Here is a 20,693-nt window from a genome sequence, read left to right on the forward strand (position 1 = left end):
TGACCTTCGATCGGCAGAAGGTCATGCTTTTTTGTAATAGGGGACATATGATGCAAGGTGATGAAGCAGCGTTCTCGTGTAGGACATATAGGTACGTTCGTCAAGCTCAGAACCCGCATAGGAAAGCAAGGTTCTAAGAGCAAACAAGTACTCACTGTGCAGCTCATTTTGTTTAAAGTAAGGAAGAGCTGCTTCGATCAAATAGGTTTTCAAATCAAGAGGGTTTTCCTCAATCATCAATTTATAGATTTTGATCATATATAAACAGTTTGGCTGAATACGAGGCTGTTTTAACAGCTCATGTATGTAGGGAAGGGCCTTTTTGCGGTCGTATTCAGCATATAAGGTCGCGATTTCATACAGAGTTTCACAATAACGGTCTTCTATCTGTTCTTGATTAAAGTAATTGAGTGAATCTAGTAAATAAGGCACAGCTGAAGAAAAATCGCCTTCACGTTTTAAGAGCACCCCGTAATAAAAATAAGCGGTCATTTTAATATAGGCATCAGGATAAAGGGACGTGTGCAAAATCACTTCTTTTAAATATTTCTTCGCCGTTTGAAAGGCTTTTAGTTCCAGTGAGATCACGCCATGAATGAGTGTGCAGTGAATGATCCGCTTGAAATTGTTCTTTTGTCTATATAAATCCATGGCTTGATGGGTTGCTTCAAGCGCATCGCCAAGAAGTCCCATGTTTCCAAGTGCTTTTGCATAGTGATAATACAGGTCACTTTGTTCAACAGACGCGTAAGAAAAGCAGCTCTCAAGTTTCTTTATCCCTTCTTCAAGCTGACCATTTGTAATGAGATGAATGCCATCTAGATATTCAAATATTTCTTTTTCCGTTTCAATAAAGGTTTTTTCAAACTTTTTAAGCACGCGGTGTGTTTTTAAGGCAAGTGGCTGCTTGTCCGATAATAAATAAAATTGAAATAGGGACAAATGATACTGAATGCCTAAATCTAGCGAAAAGAACTGTTCTTCGTGCTGAATGATCATTTCTGCATTTTGTTCAGCTTGATCGAGTGCATAGAAATACATATTCATTTGAAACTCATCTAAGAGTGACAGCAGGTGACGCGCCTTTTGTGACAGCGTTTCTTGACTGATGCCAAGTCGTTCAAGCAGTAAATTGATCGTATCTTGATTGGCCTCCTTTGAGCCATTTTCGATTTTACTTAAATGAGAGACAGAACAAATTCCTTCTGCCAATTCAGATTGGGTCATATTTTGTTTATACCGGTAGAGCTTGATGATTTGCCCGATATTGATTTTCATTCCATCCAGAAGCCTCCCTTCCAATCATGGTTTGAAAGCCTTTTGACAAAATAACCGCATTAGACAAAATGGGAATAACTAAACCTATTTCATCATCTTGGGTTTTTTATCAAAATTTGTTTAAAACGTAATATGATTGTAACATTACTTGAAAAACTCAAACAACTTTTTAGCAGAAGGGATGGGAAACATCATTTGCAACTGCTCGCAATGATGTTTATAATGTGAATGAGAATCAATTTCAATTAAGATTGATTGAAAGGATGACACATATGCCAGAAATCAAACAACAAACAGAAGCGTTAACGGTACGAGACGCTGTCAGATATAGACGATCCATTCGAAAATTTAAAGAAACGCCGGTGACCATTGAGCAGCTTCAGCCGTTATTAGAGGATGCGGTCTATGCACCGAATCATAAAATTACGGAGCCTTGGCGCTTTCTATATGCGGTGACGGAGGAAGCGAAAGCGACATTTATTGATCGCTTCATTGCGTTCTTCAAGCGCAACAATCCAGATGCAAAGGAAGAAAAGATCAATCAATATAGAGATTACTTTTCAAAAGTCCCAGCCCTTTTACTTGTGGTGTTAAAGGAAGACGAGAACCCAGTGGTAAGAAATGATGATTTTGCCGCTGTGAGCGCGCTCATTCAAAACTTCCAGCTGCTTGCTTGGGATCAAGGAATCGGTATGGTCTGGAAGAGCGGCCGCATCTTATACGACAAAGGCTTTCAACAGGACATGGGCCTAAAGGAAAACGAGCGGTTTGCTGCCATCCTTCATATTGGTTATCCAGAAGAGGTGCCTGAGGAAAAATCACGTCAGAAAGCATCAAGTCTTCTTACTGAAATTCAATAAAAGAAGAAAAGCAGACCGCAAAAGGGTCTGCTTTTTTTACTTATTGTTTTTTGGCGCGCTGATCGGCTGCTTTCATACGTGCCATTGCTTTTACGTCATTCGGATCTGCAAGTTCTTTGGAAAATTCAACATATTCGCCATCCGACTCTTGTGCTGCAAGTTCGTGATTGGCTTTTTGGTGTTGGTCTTTTTTCAAAGCCTTTCCCTCCTTTACAAGATCACTTTAGTTATGTGCTTGTTGGAGTGGAATATCCATCTTATTTGTTTCTTTTTTCTGCTGCTCTTTCCGCTTTTTTGAATTCCTGCTGATACAGGACTTCCTGGGTTTTCTTCAGCTTTGAAGTTGGCTGGTGTTCTTTTTTCTTCATCAAAATCGCCCCCTCATCTCATTTCTAATAGGATGGGTGTTTTTGACAAAAATTATTCCTTTGAATGCAAAATCGCTTCTTTTAATTCAGGATGCAAAAAGTCATAAGAAGAAAGCAATGCCTTCTTCGGCAGCGCACGCTGACCTTCTAAAACAAGTAATGACATTTCGCCAAGTGCCGTTCGAATGACAAAGGATGGGACCTTCAGCCAGTGAGGGCGGTGAAGGGCAGACGCTATCGTTTGTCCAAGCTGCTTCATTTGAACAGGATTCGGTGATGTGACATTGAGTGGACCTGAGATGTCGTCATTGTGTATTGCATAAGCAATGAGATGTGCTACATCTTCGACATGAACCCATGAAACCCATTGCGAGCCGGAGCCAATCGTTCCGCCGGCAAATAGTTTATATGGCAGTGTCATCAGTGGCAAGGTACCTTTTTCTCCTAACACGACGCCGAAGCGTGTGTAGACGGTACGAATGCCGAGTGCTTCAATCTTTTGCCCCTCAGCTTCCCAACGCTTTGATGTATGACTTAAGAAATCAGTATCCGCAGGAGGTGATTCCTCTGTAAAATCTCCTGTTTGAGACGTGCCATAAATTCCGACAGCACTTGCTTGAATGAGCACAGATGGTTTCGATTTCTGCGCTTCTATAATGCGCCTTACTTCTTGTGTGGATTGAATACGGCTAGAGAGGATGCCTTCTTTTGCCTTGTCTGTCCAGCGGGTGAAAATGGATTTTCCAGCAAGGTTAATCCAGACATCAATCGCAGGCAATTCATGCTCAGGCGCAGCACCTTCTGTCAGCCACTGCACATAGTGTAAATGATTTTGTTCGGATTCCTTTGGATTTCTTGTTAAAATATATAGATGATGTCCTTCAGCAGCGAGCACTTTCGTGACGTGCTGGCCGATAAAACCGGTTCCTCCGGTGATAGCGATATTCAATTGACATCTCTCCTCTCATATACATACCTATATCTTTCACGATTTTGAATCAGAAGAAACATCCTGACTGTTTTAAAAAAGGAGTGATCACAGGATGCCCTATATTACAAAAATCTCCGCTCAGAAAAACAATACAGAGCGGGTGAACATCTTTCTTGATGAAAAGTACGCCTTTAGCGTTGATCTAGATGTGCTCGTCCAGCACGATTTGAAAAAAGGGAAAGAGCTGGACGAAGCAGATATCATCGACATTCAATTCGGTGATGCTGTGAAAAAAGGATTTCAACAGGCCGTCGATTATTTATCATACCGAATGAGATCGGTGAAAGAAGTAACCGATTATTTGACGAAAAAAGAAATCCCGGCACCTGCTATTAGTGAAATTATACACAAATTAAAGCAATACAAGTATGTAAATGACCTTGAATTTGCGGAAGCCTATGTAAACACCCACCGTAAAACGAACAGCAAAGGGCCGTCTGTCCTGAAAAAAGAGCTAAAGCTCAAAGGAATAGATGATGACAACATTGAACAAGCACTATCGCAATATCCTGATGACTTACAGCTGGAGGAAGCTGTGAAGCAGGTTCAGAAGCTTGTGAGAAAAGAAAAAAATCGTTCCGCAAAAGAGATCGAGCAGCGCATCAAGCTGCAGCTACAGCGAAAGGGATTTTCGTTTGGGATCATTGATAAAGCCATTCAAGAAGCCTATGATGGACAAGAAGAGGAAAAGGAAGAAGAAGCCCTCCTCTATATGCTGGAGAAGGCAAAACGCAAGGTAGGATATGACGGGTCATTTGAAAAAAAGATGAAGGTGAAGCAATTTTTATTCAGAAAAGGTTTTGATCTCGACACAATTGATCACGTTTTAGACAAAGGGGAATGACAGATGGACAAACGTTATAGTGAGATAACGGAATACGAATTGAAGCAGGAGATTGCCTCTCTTTCTGAAAAAGCACGAAAGGCTGAGCAGCTTGGCATTGTGAATGAATATGCCGTCTTAGAACGGAAAATCGATATGGCCAAAGCCTACTTATTAGATCCAGCCTTGATTCAAACGAAAACGACTTATCAAATCAAAGATACAGACGAAGCGTTTTATGTGGAATATTTAAATGGTGTATTTGCGTGGGGACACAGAGTATCAGCTCCAAATAAAGAAGATGCCCTGCCAATTTCAATGCTTACGAAAAAGGACTGATCCAGCGTGTAGGCAAACCCTCGCATTCGGTGTCAGTCGTGCGGGCTGCAAAGGTTTTCTATCACGCTGAAAAGGACTGATCCTAGAGATCAGTCCTTTTCTTTACTTCGAACGTTGTTTACGGACGTTGTTCTGAAGTACGATGTCGTGCTGCGTTTGCTGCGTTTCTCCGTTGACCTGAGAGGCAGAATGCTTTGCATTCGCCCATGGTTGAGGGTAAGCGGTTGTCCTTAATTGAACAAAGTCTTCCATATACGATTTCCCATTTGAACTCATATCTCAAGCACTCCCTTTGGAAAAATTAGCGTTTCCCTGATGCCCTCATTCGTTCCTGTGGACGTGTATTCGTCTCACCATTCGGCCTTTTAGACGCATAAGCATCTGTGGCGCCTGGCTCGCCTTCAAATTTGTGATTCACTTGATTTGGAAAGCCTTTTGCTTTATTACGCATCTCGATTCCCTCCAAACAATACAAATCATTTGCGTCTTTTGAAGACGTAAGGGTAGTATATGAAAAAAGAGGTTTTTTTAAAAAGGCACTTTCTGCTAGATGAAGGAGGAACCGACATGGAACAATACTTTGAGCGATTAACAGAACAACTGATGGAAAAAAACAATATGCTGACATATGATGAAGCACGTACATGGGTAGAGCTGCTTTGGAGTGATTTTGAAACGACCTATGCAAAGGCTGGCCACAAGTATAAAGGACAGGAAACAACTGAACGGATTGTCCAAGAGTGGATTGAGAGCTACGGTGCGCAGCTGCATTTATTCCAAAATAAACAATCGAAGGCAAACGAGCATCTACAAGAGCAGAATAAAGGGCTGCTTCATTAAAAGAAGTGCCCCTCATCTTTTTCAAGAAATAGGAAAATATATAAATGAGTAAACAATTTTATGATACAATACCCAGTCTGTGATCGAAATTACAGGCTTTTTACAATGGTTAAACTTAAAATTACATTAAATTCATCTTACTGAAAATCACTGGAAATAAAACTTTGATATAATGGAACGATTAAAGAGACATGTAATTTATGGATAATAAAAAAGGGTTTCGTTTCCTGACAAAAAAGGAATAATGAACATATCAGACTATGTGAAAAAAGTGAAGAGAAGGTGCGATATGGAACGAGAATTGCTCTCTGTTATAATTCCTTCTTACAATGAAGGTGAAAACATCAGACGAATCTTTGAGGCACTCGAGGAAGAGTTTCGCGATTTTCATTATGACTTTGAAATCATCTTTGTGAATGATGGAAGCAAAGACAACACACTTCAATATATGAGAGAGCTCTCTCGCAAAAGTGCAAAGGTCAAATACATTTCCTTCTCACGTAACTTTGGGAAGGAAGCCGCTATTCTGGCAGGACTTGAATATGCGAAGGGAGTAGCTGCGATCATCATGGACGCCGACTTGCAGCACCCAACGTATTTGATTCAGGACTTCGTCAGAGGATATGAAGAAGGCTACCATCAAGTCATTGCCAAACGGAACCGTAAAGGAGACAGCAAGCTTCGCTCTTACTTATCATCCATGTACTATAAAGTGATGAACAAGGTAGTCGAAGTGGACTTGCGTGATGGCGTCGGAGATTTCCGTTTAATTTCGCGCCAAGCAATTGATGCATTACTTCAGTTGAAAGAAGGAAATCGTTTTTCAAAAGGGCTTTTTTGCTGGATTGGGTTTGAAGAAAAGGTCATCTATTATGAAAATGTAGAAAGACAGCATGGTGATACAAAATGGTCGCTAAAGAAGTTGTTTAACTATGGCATAGATGGCGTCATTTCCTTTAACAACCGCCCGCTGCGTATTTGTTTTTATACTGGCATACTGATCTTATTCCTTTCTTTGATTTACATCGTTGCCACCTTTATTCAAATCGTTAGAACGGGCGTGATGGTACCTGGTTATTTCACTTTAATATCGGCTGTGCTTTTCCTCGGAGGTGTCCAGCTTTTGAGTCTAGGTGTGATTGGAGAATATATTGGCCGCATTTATTATGAAACGAAAAAGAGGCCACATTATTTGATCCAAGAATCAAATGTCATGCAGCAAGAGACAAGCTCTAAGGAACAAGACCGAGTGTTAACACAGTTATTTAAATAACGTGGAGTCAAATAACCGGCAAGCACGTATCGCTTGCTGGGTTGTTTTGTTTCAAAGAACAATGGATCTTTTGTGGAAAGGATTTAGATGATGAAACGTAGATGGATAATCATTGGAATGTGCCTCATTCTCGCATTATTAGGCCACTCCTTTTTCTTATATGAATATACGCAAGGCCGTTACATGACAGGAGATGGAGACGGGATCTCACAAATGCTCCCATTTAAAAAGCTGCTTTACGACGAATATGTCAAAGGGAATTTCTTTTATTCCTATCAATTCGGTCTAGGCGGCGGTACATACACGCAATTAGGATATTATTTCACAACGTCGACGGTCTTTATGGTCACAGTCGCTGTCGTCTGGCTGATGAATGCGCTTCACCTCATACAATCAACGGACATTCATTTCTGGGCAAATGCCGTGATTTGGCTGAGCGTGATTAAGCTGACGCTCATTCTATTCATTGCTTACCGTGTGCTTCTCTCAATGGTTCAAAATAGACTGGGTGCCCTGACAGGTGCCGCAATTTATGGACTATCTATTGTATATTTCCGGCATCAAACGTTTTGGGAATTTTTCACCGACAGCATGATGTGGCTTCCGCTGCTTGTGCTTGGGGTTGAACGGATATTCAAAACGGGTAAGCCGGCTTGGTTTATTTTGGCGTGCAGCCTGATGCTCATCAACAACTTTTACTTTGCTTATATTCACTTTATCTTTTTAGCGATATATCTTGTCTTCAGATATATGATCAAGCTACGAAGTGAGGAGCGCGGGTGGAAAGTGTTCTGGACGCTTGCGATCTCTGCGCTGTTATCCTTTGGGATCAGTGCCGCCTTTTTTATCCCGTCTGTTTATGGCTTTCTTAACAATATAAGACCGCCGTATGAACAGGCGATTCCTTGGTTCGAGCTGCATGATCATTTGTTGTTTACGAGCAGGGTGTATTTATTACCTGTGATTTTTCTGATTTGTCTGTTTCTCGTACCGCTTTACCGGAACAGATGGTTTTTCATGTTCACATCCATGAGTATGTTGCTCATTGTTTTTCACTTTAGCCCAAAGATGGCGAGTGTGTTTAATGGTTTTTCAGCACCACAGTACAGATTTGAATACATTCTTGCCTTTACAGTTGGAGCGGTCGTTGCCATCACGATCAGGCATTTCTCACAAATCGAGTGGAAGTGGAAAAAGCGTGCGGTCTTAGGCGCTTGGATCGTGTTCCTACTCGCAGTCGCCCTTTCAGAACGAGCAAAGGGAAACATGGATGTCGTTGTGTTTACAGGTATAGGACTGCTTGTGATCAGCTTGTTCTTCCTATGGATGCATGCCGAAAAACGTCAGCACCTTCGTCTCTTTTCAGCTGTGCTTATTGCCATCAGCTTACTGACAGCAGGCGTGTATCAGCAGGGATACTTATCTGAAAGAAGCAATATTAAGAGCGTATCAGATACGTATCTGAATAGTGAGGCATATGCTGGACATGAACAAATGAAGCTCATTCGGCAAATTCAAAGCCGCTCAAAAGATCCGCTCGCCCGGATTGATTGGATGAATGGCGTGCGAAACAATACCCCATTATTTGAAGGCTTCCAAGGCATGAGTGTGTATTCAAGTATATTGAATCAGCATTTGCTCAATTTCTATTGGAATGACCTGCAAATCGATATGGGACGGGAAAGTGTCAGCCGGTATGCAACAATGGGGGACAGGGCGAATTTATACAGCCTGACCTACGGAAAGTATTATATGAGAAACAGCATGATGCCTTACTCACCACCAGCTTATTTTAAGCCAATCTTGAAAAGTGAGCATTATGAGGTATATGAAAATACTCGGTCACTGCCATTTGCAAGAACAACGAGCACCGTTTATTCAGAACAATCCTTAAAGGATGCCTCAGCACTTGATAAAGAGCATGCGATGCTGCAAGGCGTCATTTTAGACAAAAAAGGAAACGCTGAAATCGAGCACGCAGCAGATCGACTCAAAGATACGAATATTCATACGGAACAAGCTGTATACGAACATGGCGTGCTTGATGTATACGGAGAAATGGGCGGTCTGAATATCACACTTCCAGATGACATCGCTCGCGCTGGGGATGTGTATGTGAGCTTTTATGTGAAGCGGACCGACCGTAACGAAGGATTTCAGTTATCCGTTGACGACTATGTCACATCACGAAAAAGCAATACATCCATCTACAAAACAGGCGTAAATGAAGTGACGATTCGGGTCCCAGCGGAAAAGATCCTCTCCATTCGAGTACCAAAAGGGACATACGAGCTCAATCAACTGAAGCTGTATCAAGAGCCTTACCGCGTCCTAGAGAAAGCATATGAAAAAGAAAAACAGGATGATGGCAACCAGCAGGTAAAGCTCGAAAACAACCGCTTTACTATTTCATATGATAACAAACGCAGTGATGACTACATGATTCTGCCCGTTCCATATGAAAAAGGCTGGGAGCTCACGGTGAATGGACACAAAACCGATATCGAAAAAGCCAACTACACTTTTATTGGGTTTCCAATAGAAAAAGGTGAGAACGAGATTGTGCTAACCTACTATCCACCTTATATCAGAATTCTCGCATTGATTTCACTCGTCAGTTTGATTTGTGCGATCCTCTATGCACGGAGACAACATAAGAAACACCACTTTTCATCATAAGTGGTGTTTTTTTGTCTTTCATCTCATACGTAAGTTTCTTCATCCCATTCAATCGTATATTCGTTCATTTTTTTATCAATATCGTTTTGAATACTTATGTGCTGAAATAGCGCGTTCAATTCTTCTGTCCTCTTTCTTCGATCCTTTTCATAATAATAGAACGCATCTCGATCATCATGATCCCTTAGCATCTTTGCTATGACCATGGCATCTTCTAGACTATACGATGCTCCTTGACCAACAAAAGGATTTGCTGTATGAACAGCATCACCTATAAGAACAACTCGTCCTTTTGACCACACAGGAAGATCCTTTATTTCATAGATACTTCTTGGAAAGAACATGTCTGTATGATCGATGATGTCAGATAGGTGTTTAGGAATGTTCCAATGTTCCATTTGTTTATATAATAACTGTCGGATGGTTTCTTTATTGGCTTTCTCAAAATGTTTTGTAGGTAACTTCTCAGGACACTGAGAGAAAGCTTGCCATAAAATATTCATTTTATTTGTTGGATGCGCTTTTCCAAAAATGAATTGAAAGTTTCCGTCATTGTAAAAATAACTTGTTGCCTCATCCAATACAAAATCCTTCACAAACGATACTCCTTGCAGTCCCCAAAAGCCGCTATAATCTAATTTAGCATTAAACGCAATAGCCTCTCTTGTTTTCGAAAAAGTTCCATCTGCTCCTATTACGATATCACCTGTTATCTCAGTTTCATCTTCAAAAAGAACCTGTACGGAATGAGGCAGCTGTTTGATCGAGGTTAACTTTTTGTTGTATTTCACTTCTATTCCTTGACGGTGAACTTCTTTTAAAAGTGATTTGATGATTTGGTCTCTCATGACGTTCAGTAAAGGGGCATCATAATATTTTTCACTATAATTGTGAAAGATCGCTTCTACTTCATTTTCACTGTTTATTTGGTGGATCTTCTTTATCACTGTTGCATTTGCTATCACTTCATTTTTACACCCGATTTCATCCAAAATCTTTACCCCATTCGGAGACAGTAAAAAACCTGCTCCTGTTTCTAATTCTTCATCTGACCTGCTTTCATAAATCGTACTTTCCATCCCAGCCTTTTTTAAAAATAAAGAAGTAGCCAATCCTGCTACACCACTGCCGATAATGATCACATTTTGAGATTTCATTATTTCCCCTCCTCTTTTATAAACAGACCAGTCGGTTTATTTTAGTGCAAAAAAATAAGCTTTTTCATATAGGACAGCGTATCACAATTCCCCCTTTTCATTTGGTAATTAAAGTATATGATAATATGTTATAAATGATTTCGCAAGAATGAAACTAACCAATTTCTAATCAACTTCTTTTAAAAACATGAAGGGGATAACAAAACATGAACAAAGACACCGTGATAAAACACTACGAACACACCCTTGAATGGGTACTGTCACTAGCGGATGTAACAGACGAAGAATGGCGCCGCGCCATTGCTGATGGAAAGTGGAGCATTGCTGAGATCATCGCACATTTTGTTCCGTGGGATGAATTTATTTTACATGATCGCCTAAAGGAATTTTGGAACGATCGGGCGTTATGTAAGGCACCTGATGTGCATGAAATGAATCGAAAGTCAGCCGAAAGGGCAAGACACGAAAAGAGAAGCGAGACGATTGGGCGATTTATTGCTGTCAGAACAGAATTGCTTCAAGAAATGAAGAAAATCGAAGCATCTCGCTGGACTACACCCTTTCTGATCGGTCAAACCGAGCTGACGTTATCAAGTTATTTTCCAGGCTTAATTAAGCATGATCTCCATCATATGGAGCAGGTTAAACAAGCGCTCTCAACAGAAAGACGATAGCCTCACGATGCTTCTTTCTCAAATGGAAACGTCGCATAATCAAACAAAAAATGAAATAGCCAAAGACTAAGCGCAAAGAGAATTTCTTCAGAAGTAGTCAGCAAAATGCCGTCAACCAATTCGTCTGATAAATAGACAGCACCCCAAATAAACAAAAGGTGAAGTAAGATGGCATAGAAAACGATGGATCGTTTTTTGGACCGGCATTTTCGAACAAACCGCATGAGCACGTGTTCCAGATGTTCAAAAGAGATCCCGAGTACAACATAGATGCCCATAAACAGTAGCAGCGATAAAATCGATTGATAAAAAGCACCCGTCAAATGAAAGAACAGCACACAAAACAACAAAAATATGTAACAGATAGCTGATAGCGCCATCAGCCATTTCAGCCCTTGCCATAAAGCGTGAACAGATTGCTGCATGGGTAAACAACACTCCTTTACATGAAGATACCTGCAAAAAGGACAGCCTTTTTGCAGGAAGGTTGAATTAATCCTCTTTTTTAGGTGCAGCGATGACAGGGTGTTTTTCAGTGTCAAGCAATTTCAAGAAGTCTTCGCCTTGATCTAAATGATCAAGAACAAGCTGTTTCGGTGTGACCGCAAGCCACTGATTGAGTGAGATATCTGCATAATGGTCGCTCTTGAAGATTTCTAAGAAATAAAGCGGTTCGTCGCCTGTATTTTCTACATAATGCCCCATCGCAAATGGCACATAGCCAACGTCTCCGGCCTGATAGTTGAAGGTTCTCGCATGTCCATCAGAGGCAAATACCGTCATTCGTGCCTTTCCAGAAATGAAATATTGCCATTCATCCGTATTTGGATGCCAGTGCAGCTCACGAATGGCGCCTGGATCGACTTTCACAAGAGCAGACGCAATCGTTTTAGACGCTTTGAAATTGGTAGAGTCCGCAATCCACACTTGTCCACCGCTTGACGTAATCGGCTCTTGTTTTAACAGCTCATATTTAAAGGAATTTGGGACCTCTCCTTGCTCTGTTTTCACTTTGTCACACTCAAGGGAACCAGGAATTCCTTTTTGGAAAATATACTTCTCTTTCTCTGGCAGCTTCTCAAATTGTTCCTTTGTCATTCCAAAGTTTTGGAGCACAACTTCCTCTGGCGTATGGGCAAGCCAATCAGTCACTTGGAACGTACTATTTTCAGAGAAGGAACCATCATCAAACACAAGCAAGAATTCAGCTCCCGGTTCAAGTGCTTGAATAGAATGCGGCAAGCCGGAAGGGAAGTACCACAAATCCCCCTCGGTCACATCCTCTGTAAAATTGCGCCCCTCTGCATCAACCGATGTAATCCGGGCTTCCCCATAAATCATGTACGCCCATTCCGCTTCCTTATGCCAGTGCAGCTCACGAATCGCACCAGGTTTTAGCCGCATGTTCACAGAGGCAAGACTTTTAGAAATTGGCAGTTCACGTACCGTGACTTCTCTAGCGTAACCGCCTTTTTCTAAACGGTTGTGCGTATCAGAAAAAGAATATTTCAAGTTGGGAACCGTTCCATGATCGGTTTCTGGCGGCGTGAGCATATCTGGATTTTGTCTGTCTCGCTCGAGATTACGTGGAATTTTGACCGTTGCTCCTTTTTCTCCTCGAATCGGCTGTGGTACACCATTTTGCTTTTCACTCATGATAAAATCCCCTTTCAACATCGTATTGTGTGAGGTGACAAAAGGCCTTTCATTTCGCCCTCGTTTTCATAAGGTGAAACGAATCAAGAAGATGTCAATCTGATTCATCATTTTTTTGAACAGCGACCAATCGTTGGATGAGCTTGCTTAATTCATCAAACTTTCGTTCAAAACGTGTCAGCAAGTAAACTGTCAAAATGGCAGGAAAGCCAGCCTGACTGAGCTGCTTCAGCCATTCCTCCGAAAAAAAGGGCTCCATTTGTCTCACCTCCCAGCGGATGCTCGACTTCTCTATAAGTGGTATGAAAGAAGAAATAGGAAATCAAAGGGGGAGAAAATGAACCATTAGACCCGTTTCACAAAGTTTACTTTTTTTAACTTTTGTCCACTTAATGCAAGTAGAGAGAACAAAGGGGAGGATGCACATGGATTATCGGCTGTTATTGAAAGCAAAATGGAATGAAATCATCGATCACCCACTCATTAAGCAATTTTTAAGCAACCCTAAAAACCAGCAGCTACTCCGGCAAGTCATGGAAGAGCCAAACGAAGAAAATGCGAAAAAACTAGATTCCGAGTTCAAACAGTTCTATCAAAAAATCCGCATCATCAAGTATATTTCCACAATGATCCGCATCTTTTCAGTCGACTTTGATAAACGAGTGAAAAAAAAGCAGCAGCGTTTTCCGCTCATACTCGATCATCCTGATACACAAGAAGTGAAAGATCTTGTTCAAACAGATACGTATGAAGCCGTGCTCTTCAACCAGCAAGACCTAGGAGAGCACCTGCAAGATCAAACATTGTACAAGGCCTACCAGCAGCTCACAGACAAACAAAAAATGGTCTTAACCCATATTTATGTTGATGGTCAAACAATGAAAGAAATAGCCGATCGGCTAGGCGAAACGAGACAAAACATCTCAAACATCCACAAAAAAGCGCTCAACAAACTAAAAGAAGAAACAGGGGGAGATGTCCGTGAACGAAGAAAAAATGACCAATGGAGAAATGGAAGAAATCATTGAAACCTTCACACCCATGATCAAAAAGAAACTACAAAACACGGCATATCAAGAAAGAGAAGACCTCGAACAAGAACTCTATATCAAACTCATCGAAAAAGTAGACCGGCTAATTTACCAAGAGGGACCTGGATTTTGGGAGTTTATTGTGGAATATATGACGAAGTTGTAAGAGAAGCTGATGGTGCGAATGTGAGGTGAACATAAAATCCCCGGTGCATTCGCACCTTTTTATTCGACAAAATTGAGAAAAAATGTATATTTTATAAAGGGGAAAACAAAATTCTTTATTGAAAGTTGTGGATTTTGCCTATCATTTCCTAAAAAATGTTACAATTAGGGCAGAAATCGTAGTCGCACTCTATATGAGTGCGTGGATTGAAATGCTTTTCTTCGTAATGTTTATATAAATAGTATTGTCGCACTCTATATGAGTGCGTGGATTGAAATAAAAAGTCCTGGATTGGTTAATGTAGAGGTTCCGGTCGCACTCTATATGAGTGCGTGGATTGAAATAACGCTGAGGATGCACCAGAAGGAAAGAAAGACGCGTCGCACTCTACATGAGTGTGTGGATTGAAATACAGTAGCCGTATTAATTACAGGTCTTATATTTGTCGCACTCTATATGAATGTGAGGAATAAAATTCTTGTCAGTAGGTAGCTTGAAAGATTTATTGACATTGCGCTTGAAATAGGTGTGAAAAACATAACTCTGTCTCAGCCATTTTATTAATGAATTCAAAGATGTTGATGAAGCAGCGAAATAAGTATGATTATCATCAGTAATAGTTTTTAATTAAATAGGATTAAGAGAGATTCGGTGCGAATGTCAGGTGAACATAAAATCCCTGGAACATTCGCACCTTTTTATTCGACAAAAATGGGTAAAAATGTATATTTTGTGAAGGAGAAAACAAAATTCTTTATTGAAAGTTGAGGATTTTACCTATCATTTCCTAAAAAATGTTACAATTAGGGCAGAAATCGCAGTCGCACTCTACATGAGTGCGTGGATTGAAATGGTCAACAGTCCAACATGCTTATGCAAATCGAGGTCGCACTCTACATGAGTGCGTGGATTGAAATTCATCGTTTGACTTAGACATAGATTGATCTTGATGGTCGCACTCTACATGAGTGCGTGGATTGAAATAAATCACTTTCGGCGATCTTTTCCCAAAAAGAAAGTCGCACTCTACAAGAGTGCGTGGATTGAAATTTCGGTTTGTAACTATATTTCGCACCTCTTACAGTCGCACTCTACAAGAGTGCGCGATTTTAAATGATTGTCTCTTAAACGGGTATGGCCACCTCAAATCCATCTTCTTACAATATCCTCTTTCAAATAGCCATCAAATATACTGTTCATTTGTACAGTGAAAACATGACTCCTTGCAGTCATGTTTTTTTCTTCTTCTTTTTCCTAAATAAACCTTAAAAAATCTCAAAATAAGTCGAAATGAAAAGTAGTCATTTAGATTCAAATTTTATCCATTCGTAGTGAATGATGAAGGAGGAATTGTTTTGGGTGAAACGGAGCGAACCGGTAAAGTTGAGCAGCTGATCTTAGAGAATTATCAAAGATTAAACAGCATGATATCCGAAGAAGTAGACTTTGCTTCTAATCATGGCGGGCTGACAGGAGATTCTAGAGAAGTGATGTGGTTGGAGTTTTTTCGGAAAATCATTCCTAAAAAATATTCATTAGCACAAGGTGTCATCATTATTGACTCAGAAGGAAATCATTCTAACGAAGTCGATATTGCCGTTTTTGATGAGCAGTATACGCCGTATGTGTTCCAACACAATTCGTTGAAATTTATACCGATTGAGGCGGTTGCGGTTGCTATTGAATGTAAAAGCTCTAATTTGAAAGAAAAAGGTTTAGAAGAATGGTCTAAAAAAATAAAACAGCTAACACCAAAAACAACAGGAATTGCTAGAACGGCCACAGGTTACTTTACAAGTGAAAGTAATACACAAAAGAGGACGCGTCCTTTACTCATTTTAGCAAGTAACTTTAAAAGAGAAGAGGACCAAACAATTTCAAATAAAGCAGCTGAATTAGCGGCGTCTTTTGATTTTATGCTCATGAAAAAAAGCAATGAATTTCAATTAAAAGTACCTAATGAACATGAACATCTAAGATGGTGGTCAAACGAATTAAATTGTTTCAAACAAGAAAAACGATCTAAGGAAGAAGAAAAATTTTTAGATGAAAACAAACTCAGCGGTTTACGTATTGATGGATACGATCTGTTGACACTAAATTTCCAATTAAATCAATTGCTGATGCTCATTAACAATCCCATGTTTTTCCCTCACTATGCATATGCCGAGCTATTTCAGAAACAGATAACAAAGTGAAGAAAGGAGAGCGACATGACAAGGGAATCTAGTAAACCCAAAACGAATTGGCATGATGTGAAACATGCGATTGACACGAACATTCATGAAGACCAAAGACTTTTTAAAGAGCCGCTTACTATTCATTTGGTTACGCCAATGTTTGGGGGAGGGCCCCAATCAAACTCAATTGATCAAGACAGACCGATTCGAGAAAGTGCGATTCGTGGTCATCTTCGTTTCTGGTGGCGTGCAACCCGAGGAGCTGCTTGCAAGAATGCAAATGAATTATCTAAACGAGAAGCAGAGATATTTGGTCATACAGAAAAAAGCAGCTTAATTAAAGTAATCGTTGAAGCAATATTTAAAGAAAAAAAACAGATCAAATTCCCTCCAACATATATTTTTCAAAAAACACCAAATAAAATGTTGATGGGATATTTCAAAATGAATGTGTATTTGACCGAGAATGCTTCAATGACTTCACAAGATAAAAAGAAGTTAGGCAATGAAATTGAAGCTGCACTATGGGCGTGGATCAATTTTGGGGGACTTGGTGCAAGAACGAGACGTGGTTGCGGGAGTTTATACTGTGAAACATTTTCTCCTAAAGAGCAAGAAGTCAGTAAGGAGCGATTTGATCAATGGTTTAAAGAGAAGATATGTCAATATGCTATCTCTATTCCCGAAGTGTCTCGTGAATGGGCAACGCTAAGCTGGGATTTTAGATTACAAAATAAAGCTTCTCAAACGCATTTATCCTGGACGAAAACAATGGAAACATACAGTGAATTTCGAAAAAAACATAATGTCCAAAATGGGGAGGCTGGGAGAAGTTATTGGCCTGAGGCAGATTCCATACGTCATCTATCGAATATGTCACATCCTGATCATGAATTACCATATCCGTCAAATAAACCAAAGAGATATATCGCTTTTCCTAGGGCGCAATTTGGTATGCCGATTGTTTTTAACTTTAAAAAGGAATCGAAAAAAGATAAGAAGCGAAGCAAAGAAGAAATAGCAAAAAGAAAGTGGTTTCAAAAGGAGCCTAATACAAAGACGTTAGTCCCGCGAAATAAAAATCGTTTGGCTTCACCACTCATCTTAAAACCGTTAGCTATTAATCAAAAGGAATCGGTGGGCATGGTGATGGTGTTGCAACAACCAAAGATCGAAGCGTTATCGCTTTTAGGGTACGGAAAGCCTTTGCCCGATGTGACAGATGAACAAAGTATCTACCCAACAGCCACCTACTCAAAAAACCCATTACAAGACGAGAGTGGCCGTACGCACTCATCGGCGATTCAAGCCTTTTTACATAGCAAGGAGGTGCAAACATTTTGTCAGAAGAATTACAAAAACAAACATTGATGCTATTTTCTATAGGGCCCGTTCAAGAATTTATTGCGCAAGCACGGCGGACGCGTGATTTATGGTTTGGCTCTTTTCTTCTATCTGAATTAAGTAAAGCAGGTGCGAAGAAATTTCAAGAACTGGGTGGAACGCTTATTTTCCCTGTGTTCAACGAATCCTCTGCAGAACCAAACAATGCACCAAATAAAATATTGGGGAAAATCTCACACGAACAGCCTTCATCCATTGCAAGACAAGTGAAAAAAGCAATATATGACAAATGGAAGGAATACGCAGACTTTGTAAGAGGGATTGTGGACCCTTATATTCAAATAGGCACATGGAATCGACAAGTAGATGATTTATTGGAATTTTATGCTGTGTGGACTGAGATGCAAACTCAAGAGGAAGCGGCAAATGCGTCCGCAAGTCCATATCATTTGGCTCTTCAAGAAGTCGAAGGTTTAATGGCGGCAAGGAAGACTTTAAGAGATTTTAAACAAAATGAGCCAGGGGCGTTATTCGGTGAACCAAAATCATCACTTGACGGTGGACGAGAGTCTGTTTTTCAAAAGCAAAAAACACCACAGCAAGTGGCGCAACTAGCGGAATTGGGAATTGGTGAACATGAATCATTAGATGCGATTTCAGTGATCAAACGATTGTCCTTACATAAGCATCCGAGCAAGACATTTCCATCTGTATGTGATAAAGCTTTTGCTCCCTATCAAAATATGTTGCTAAAAAATGAACAGATGAAGAAAGCAGCCACACAATATGTGAAAGATGTAGAAACATATCTTGAGAATATGAATCTAACAGTAGCCCCTATTGATTTGAGTGAGGCATCGCTTTTTTATGAAAGAAGAATAGAAGATTATCTTGAACAACGTGGACTTGTCGGGACCACACGAACAGAAGCGAAAAATGATATCACACAGCTGCTCGAAAAATATTTCAAAGGTGAATACAGCAAGCATCACGGCCAGCCGATCAAACCGCCAGCACCTTCACCTTACTATGCCTTTCTCATGGCGGATGGAGATAAGATGGGCAGCCAACTACGAAATATACAGCATGTAGAAAGCCATATTGCATTTTCTAAAACGCTCTCAACTTTTGCTTCAAAGGCTCGTGGGATTATTTCCAAATGTGAAGGTACATTGATCTACGGCGGTGGAGATGATGTCATGGCTTATGTACCGGTGCACCAATGCTTAGAAGCAGCTGGGAAATTACAAAGTGAATTTGTTTCAACGATGAAGGCTCATCAACATAGTGAAATACCTCCTTCGATTTCAATTGGAATCGCCATCGTCCATATGCTTGAGCCTCTTGAAGAAGTAAGAAACATGGCGCGTCAAGCTGAGCAATATGCAAAACAAGAGCGAAATTCATTAGCGATTCATTTCCAAAAGCGAGGCGGAGGAGACACAATGAATATCTCAGTCTCATTTCAAATAGATCCAGTGGCCTCTATCCAAGAGATGACGGCGTGGTTAAAACAGTCTTATTTCACGACTGGCTTTGCATATGGCTTACGAGAGTTGTATCAAACATACGAACAGTCTTCATTTAAAAAACAGCCAGGAATTTTAGATGAACTCATTCCACTAGAGATAAGACGTCTTGCATTCAAAAAGAAAACGGAAGCAAAAACAGAGCAAGAAACGAAAGAGTGGATCGATCAATTGATTGCGAAGTATATACCGAAGAAGAATACATTAGAAGAATTACATACAATCGCTGAATGTATGATCATTGCTCTTCAACTAGAGGAGGTAAGTGGACATGCCTGAAAGATGGTTTCACATTCAACCGCTTGATCCGCTGCTTATTCGTGATGCACGCCCATTTCAAAGTGTACCAGGTATACGGGCGCGTTCACTAAACGATGTTCCACCAAGTGTGGTCGCAGGAACACTTCGAACAGCACTAGCGAAGAAACGACAATCAATCAAACACACCACGCCACTTTCTTATTATGCGAAATCTCTTGTGCGAGGTCCTTTATATCGCTGGCATGATCATTTATATGTGCCAATGCCTAATGACCTTGAGTTATTCGATGATGAGTATGGGATGAATCAAGTGAGACCAAAGCCAATGATGTCGGAAGGACAGGGCTTTTTTGGTACAGGAAAAACAGGCCGCTTTAGTGAGGCATTATGGCCGCCAATTGGAGCTGGTGCTCGTAAAAAAATGAAATCGCCGCCTGCTTTTGTATCACTAAAGTGGATGGTGAACTGGCTGACAGACGCAGTGAATGAGAGTCAGGTGAAGGAAGCCTTGACTGAATACCAACATATGCAGAAGCGAAATCATTCTTTCAAAAAGGAAACACCACCGGCATTTATTCCAGCATTACAGCGTCATGAACGGACACAAATTGAGGTGGAAACTGGCAGTAAAAAGGCAAAAGATCAGCATCTATTTTCAACAGAATCACTCGTATTCCCAGATGACTTTAAACTGGAGGCGGGAATAGAGTTATCTACTGAAGAGTCAGAAGCATTAAAGCCTTTCTCAAGTCTTCACCCAATCGGTGGTGAAAGGCGGCTGGCTCATATAGAAGACCGGCCACATGTATACCAACAAGATTGGACATGTCCGGATGCTATTAAAGAATCGCTCAAAAACAAGACGTATGTTCGCATGATATTGGCGACACCCGCTTATTTCAGTAAAGGATGGCAGCCCGGATGGTTGGATGAACAGCTCATGTCAAAACCACTATTTGATACAAATGTACGACTGAAATTGGTTTGGGCCTCTGTTCCACATTGGCAGCCAATCTCTGGATGGAGTTTAGCAAATAAAGACAAAGGGCGTGAAAAAGCAATACGCCGCTTAGTCCCCGCAGGTAGTGTTTACTTCTTTACAGTAGAAGAAGGAGATCCAGCAGAATTGGCCGAAAAAATGTGGCTTCAATCAGTATCCGATCGTAACCGGCGCAAAGAAGCGTTTGATCGTGAAGATGGCTGCGGGTTAGCACTTTGGGGAACATGGAAGCCGAATGAATAAG

At 40.6% G+C, this 20,693-nt stretch carries 23 protein-coding genes and 2 CRISPR repeat arrays; of the genes, 13 read left to right on the forward strand and 10 right to left on the reverse strand.

What is annotated here, in order from left to right; all coding sequences use genetic code 11:
• Nucleotides 1–21: 21 nt before the first annotated feature.
• Nucleotides 22–1,278: a transcriptional regulator gene (locus MHB79_RS04215; RefSeq protein WP_050944748.1), complete on the reverse strand. Its 1,257-nt coding sequence runs from the start codon at nt 1,276–1,278 to the stop codon at nt 22–24.
• 272 nt (nt 1,279–1,550) lie between these two features.
• Here MHB79_RS04215 and MHB79_RS04220 point away from each other — a divergent pair, with 272 nt between their 5' ends.
• The gene (locus tag MHB79_RS04220; RefSeq protein WP_003217860.1) at nt 1,551–2,138 is read left to right on the forward strand and encodes a nitroreductase family protein; all 588 of its coding nucleotides are present in this window, start codon (nt 1,551–1,553) and stop codon (nt 2,136–2,138) included.
• 40 nt (nt 2,139–2,178) lie between these two features.
• On the opposite strand, the gene MHB79_RS04225 is transcribed toward MHB79_RS04220, so the two are convergent.
• The 3 genes from MHB79_RS04225 to MHB79_RS04235 form a co-directional block, all read right to left on the reverse strand.
• Complete coding sequence (locus tag MHB79_RS04225; RefSeq protein WP_003217852.1) at nt 2,179–2,334, reverse strand: YfhD family protein; 156 nt, start codon at nt 2,332–2,334, stop codon at nt 2,179–2,181.
• 61 nt (nt 2,335–2,395) lie between these two features.
• Nucleotides 2,396–2,506 carry a YfhE family protein gene (locus MHB79_RS04230; protein ID WP_017358836.1) on the reverse strand — a complete coding sequence of 37 codons (111 nt, stop codon included), beginning with the start codon at nt 2,504–2,506 and terminating at the stop codon, nt 2,396–2,398.
• A gap of 52 nt (nt 2,507–2,558) precedes the next feature.
• On the reverse strand, nt 2,559–3,455 hold the full coding sequence (locus MHB79_RS04235) for a TIGR01777 family oxidoreductase (RefSeq protein ID WP_340989111.1): 897 nt from the start codon (nt 3,453–3,455) through the stop codon (nt 2,559–2,561).
• Between the two features lie 94 nt (nt 3,456–3,549).
• Between MHB79_RS04235 and recX the strand changes: the two genes are divergently transcribed.
• Nucleotides 3,550–4,341 (forward strand): recombination regulator RecX, encoded by a 792-nt coding sequence (recX, locus tag MHB79_RS04240; RefSeq protein ID WP_065097456.1) that lies wholly within the window; start codon nt 3,550–3,552, stop codon nt 4,339–4,341.
• 3 nt (nt 4,342–4,344) lie between these two features.
• Entirely contained in the window at nt 4,345–4,659 is a 315-nt protein-coding gene (locus tag MHB79_RS04245; protein WP_340989113.1) for a YfhH family protein, read from the forward strand.
• A gap of 102 nt (nt 4,660–4,761) precedes the next feature.
• Here MHB79_RS04245 and MHB79_RS04250 read toward each other — a convergent pair whose 3' ends face one another.
• On the reverse strand, nt 4,762–4,935 hold the full coding sequence (locus MHB79_RS04250) for a YpzG family protein (protein ID WP_003217811.1): 174 nt from the start codon (nt 4,933–4,935) through the stop codon (nt 4,762–4,764).
• A gap of 25 nt (nt 4,936–4,960) precedes the next feature.
• On the reverse strand, nt 4,961–5,110 hold the full coding sequence (locus tag MHB79_RS04255; protein ID WP_003217849.1) for a small, acid-soluble spore protein K: 150 nt from the start codon (nt 5,108–5,110) through the stop codon (nt 4,961–4,963).
• A 116-nt stretch (nt 5,111–5,226) separates the two neighbouring features.
• Here MHB79_RS04255 and MHB79_RS04260 point away from each other — a divergent pair, with 116 nt between their 5' ends.
• The 3 genes from MHB79_RS04260 (at nt 5,227) to MHB79_RS04270 (ending at nt 9,451) form a co-directional block, all read left to right on the forward strand.
• The gene (locus tag MHB79_RS04260; RefSeq protein ID WP_003217809.1) at nt 5,227–5,499 is read left to right on the forward strand and encodes a YfhJ family protein; all 273 of its coding nucleotides are present in this window, start codon (nt 5,227–5,229) and stop codon (nt 5,497–5,499) included.
• A gap of 289 nt (nt 5,500–5,788) precedes the next feature.
• Nucleotides 5,789–6,772, forward strand: a complete 984-nt coding sequence (locus MHB79_RS04265) for a glycosyltransferase family 2 protein (protein ID WP_003217835.1) — start codon at nt 5,789–5,791, stop codon at nt 6,770–6,772.
• An 87-nt stretch (nt 6,773–6,859) separates the two neighbouring features.
• Nucleotides 6,860–9,451 (forward strand): YfhO family protein, encoded by a 2,592-nt coding sequence (locus tag MHB79_RS04270; RefSeq protein ID WP_340989115.1) that lies wholly within the window; start codon nt 6,860–6,862, stop codon nt 9,449–9,451.
• Nucleotides 9,452–9,474: 23 nt separating this feature from the next.
• Here MHB79_RS04270 and MHB79_RS04275 read toward each other — a convergent pair whose 3' ends face one another.
• Nucleotides 9,475–10,608 carry an FAD-dependent oxidoreductase gene (locus MHB79_RS04275; RefSeq protein ID WP_340989117.1) on the reverse strand — a complete coding sequence of 378 codons (1,134 nt, stop codon included), beginning with the start codon at nt 10,606–10,608 and terminating at the stop codon, nt 9,475–9,477.
• Between the two features lie 206 nt (nt 10,609–10,814).
• On the opposite strand from MHB79_RS04275, the gene MHB79_RS04280 reads away from it, so the two are divergent.
• On the forward strand, nt 10,815–11,282 hold the full coding sequence (locus tag MHB79_RS04280) for a DinB family protein (protein WP_003217857.1): 468 nt from the start codon (nt 10,815–10,817) through the stop codon (nt 11,280–11,282).
• 2 nt (nt 11,283–11,284) lie between these two features.
• Here MHB79_RS04280 and MHB79_RS04285 read toward each other — a convergent pair whose 3' ends face one another.
• The 3 genes from MHB79_RS04285 to MHB79_RS04295 all read right to left on the reverse strand — a co-directional run bounded on the left by MHB79_RS04285 (nt 11,285) and on the right by MHB79_RS04295 (nt 13,197).
• Nucleotides 11,285–11,707 carry a regulatory YrvL family protein gene (locus MHB79_RS04285; protein ID WP_339206878.1) on the reverse strand — a complete coding sequence of 141 codons (423 nt, stop codon included), beginning with the start codon at nt 11,705–11,707 and terminating at the stop codon, nt 11,285–11,287.
• A 67-nt stretch (nt 11,708–11,774) separates the two neighbouring features.
• Nucleotides 11,775–12,938 (reverse strand): oxalate decarboxylase family bicupin, encoded by a 1,164-nt coding sequence (locus tag MHB79_RS04290; RefSeq protein ID WP_066031141.1) that lies wholly within the window; start codon nt 12,936–12,938, stop codon nt 11,775–11,777.
• 94 nt (nt 12,939–13,032) lie between these two features.
• Entirely contained in the window at nt 13,033–13,197 is a 165-nt protein-coding gene (locus MHB79_RS04295) for a YvrJ family protein (RefSeq protein ID WP_340989119.1), read from the reverse strand.
• A 166-nt stretch (nt 13,198–13,363) separates the two neighbouring features.
• On the opposite strand from MHB79_RS04295, the gene MHB79_RS04300 reads away from it, so the two are divergent.
• The 6 genes from MHB79_RS04300 (at nt 13,364) to cmr3 (ending at nt 20,692) form a co-directional block, all read left to right on the forward strand.
• On the forward strand, nt 13,364–13,966 hold the full coding sequence (locus MHB79_RS04300) for a sigma-70 family RNA polymerase sigma factor (protein ID WP_340989120.1): 603 nt from the start codon (nt 13,364–13,366) through the stop codon (nt 13,964–13,966).
• Nucleotides 13,914–14,135: a sigma-O factor regulator RsoA gene (rsoA, locus tag MHB79_RS04305; RefSeq protein ID WP_165840243.1), complete on the forward strand. Its 222-nt coding sequence runs from the start codon at nt 13,914–13,916 to the stop codon at nt 14,133–14,135. The genes MHB79_RS04300 and rsoA overlap by 53 nt, the downstream gene beginning before the upstream one ends.
• A gap of 181 nt (nt 14,136–14,316) precedes the next feature.
• A CRISPR array of direct repeats spans nt 14,317–14,612; the repeat unit is 32 nt.
• Between the two features lie 343 nt (nt 14,613–14,955).
• Nucleotides 14,956–15,250: direct repeats of the CRISPR family, unit length 32 nt; unit sequence GTCGCACTCTACATGAGTGCGTGGATTGAAAT.
• Between the two features lie 240 nt (nt 15,251–15,490).
• A complete protein-coding gene (locus MHB79_RS04310) occupies nt 15,491–16,333 on the forward strand; it encodes a DUF6602 domain-containing protein (protein ID WP_106036211.1) in 843 nt (280 codons plus the stop codon).
• A 15-nt stretch (nt 16,334–16,348) separates the two neighbouring features.
• Nucleotides 16,349–17,686, forward strand: coding sequence for a type III-B CRISPR module RAMP protein Cmr1 (gene cmr1, locus MHB79_RS04315; protein WP_340989123.1), 1,338 nt, complete (start codon nt 16,349–16,351; stop codon nt 17,684–17,686).
• Nucleotides 17,656–19,467: a type III-B CRISPR-associated protein Cas10/Cmr2 gene (cas10, locus tag MHB79_RS04320; RefSeq protein WP_340989124.1), complete on the forward strand. Its 1,812-nt coding sequence runs from the start codon at nt 17,656–17,658 to the stop codon at nt 19,465–19,467. Before cmr1 ends, cas10 begins: the two co-directional genes overlap by 31 nt.
• The gene (cmr3, locus tag MHB79_RS04325; protein WP_340989127.1) at nt 19,460–20,692 is read left to right on the forward strand and encodes a type III-B CRISPR module-associated protein Cmr3; all 1,233 of its coding nucleotides are present in this window, start codon (nt 19,460–19,462) and stop codon (nt 20,690–20,692) included. The genes cas10 and cmr3 overlap by 8 nt, the downstream gene beginning before the upstream one ends.
• Nucleotide 20,693: the final 1 nt, after the last annotated feature.

Source organism: Bacillus sp. FSL M7-0558 (assembly GCF_038003245.1).
Lineage (GTDB): Bacteria > Bacillota > Bacilli > Bacillales > Bacillaceae > Bacillus > Bacillus pumilus.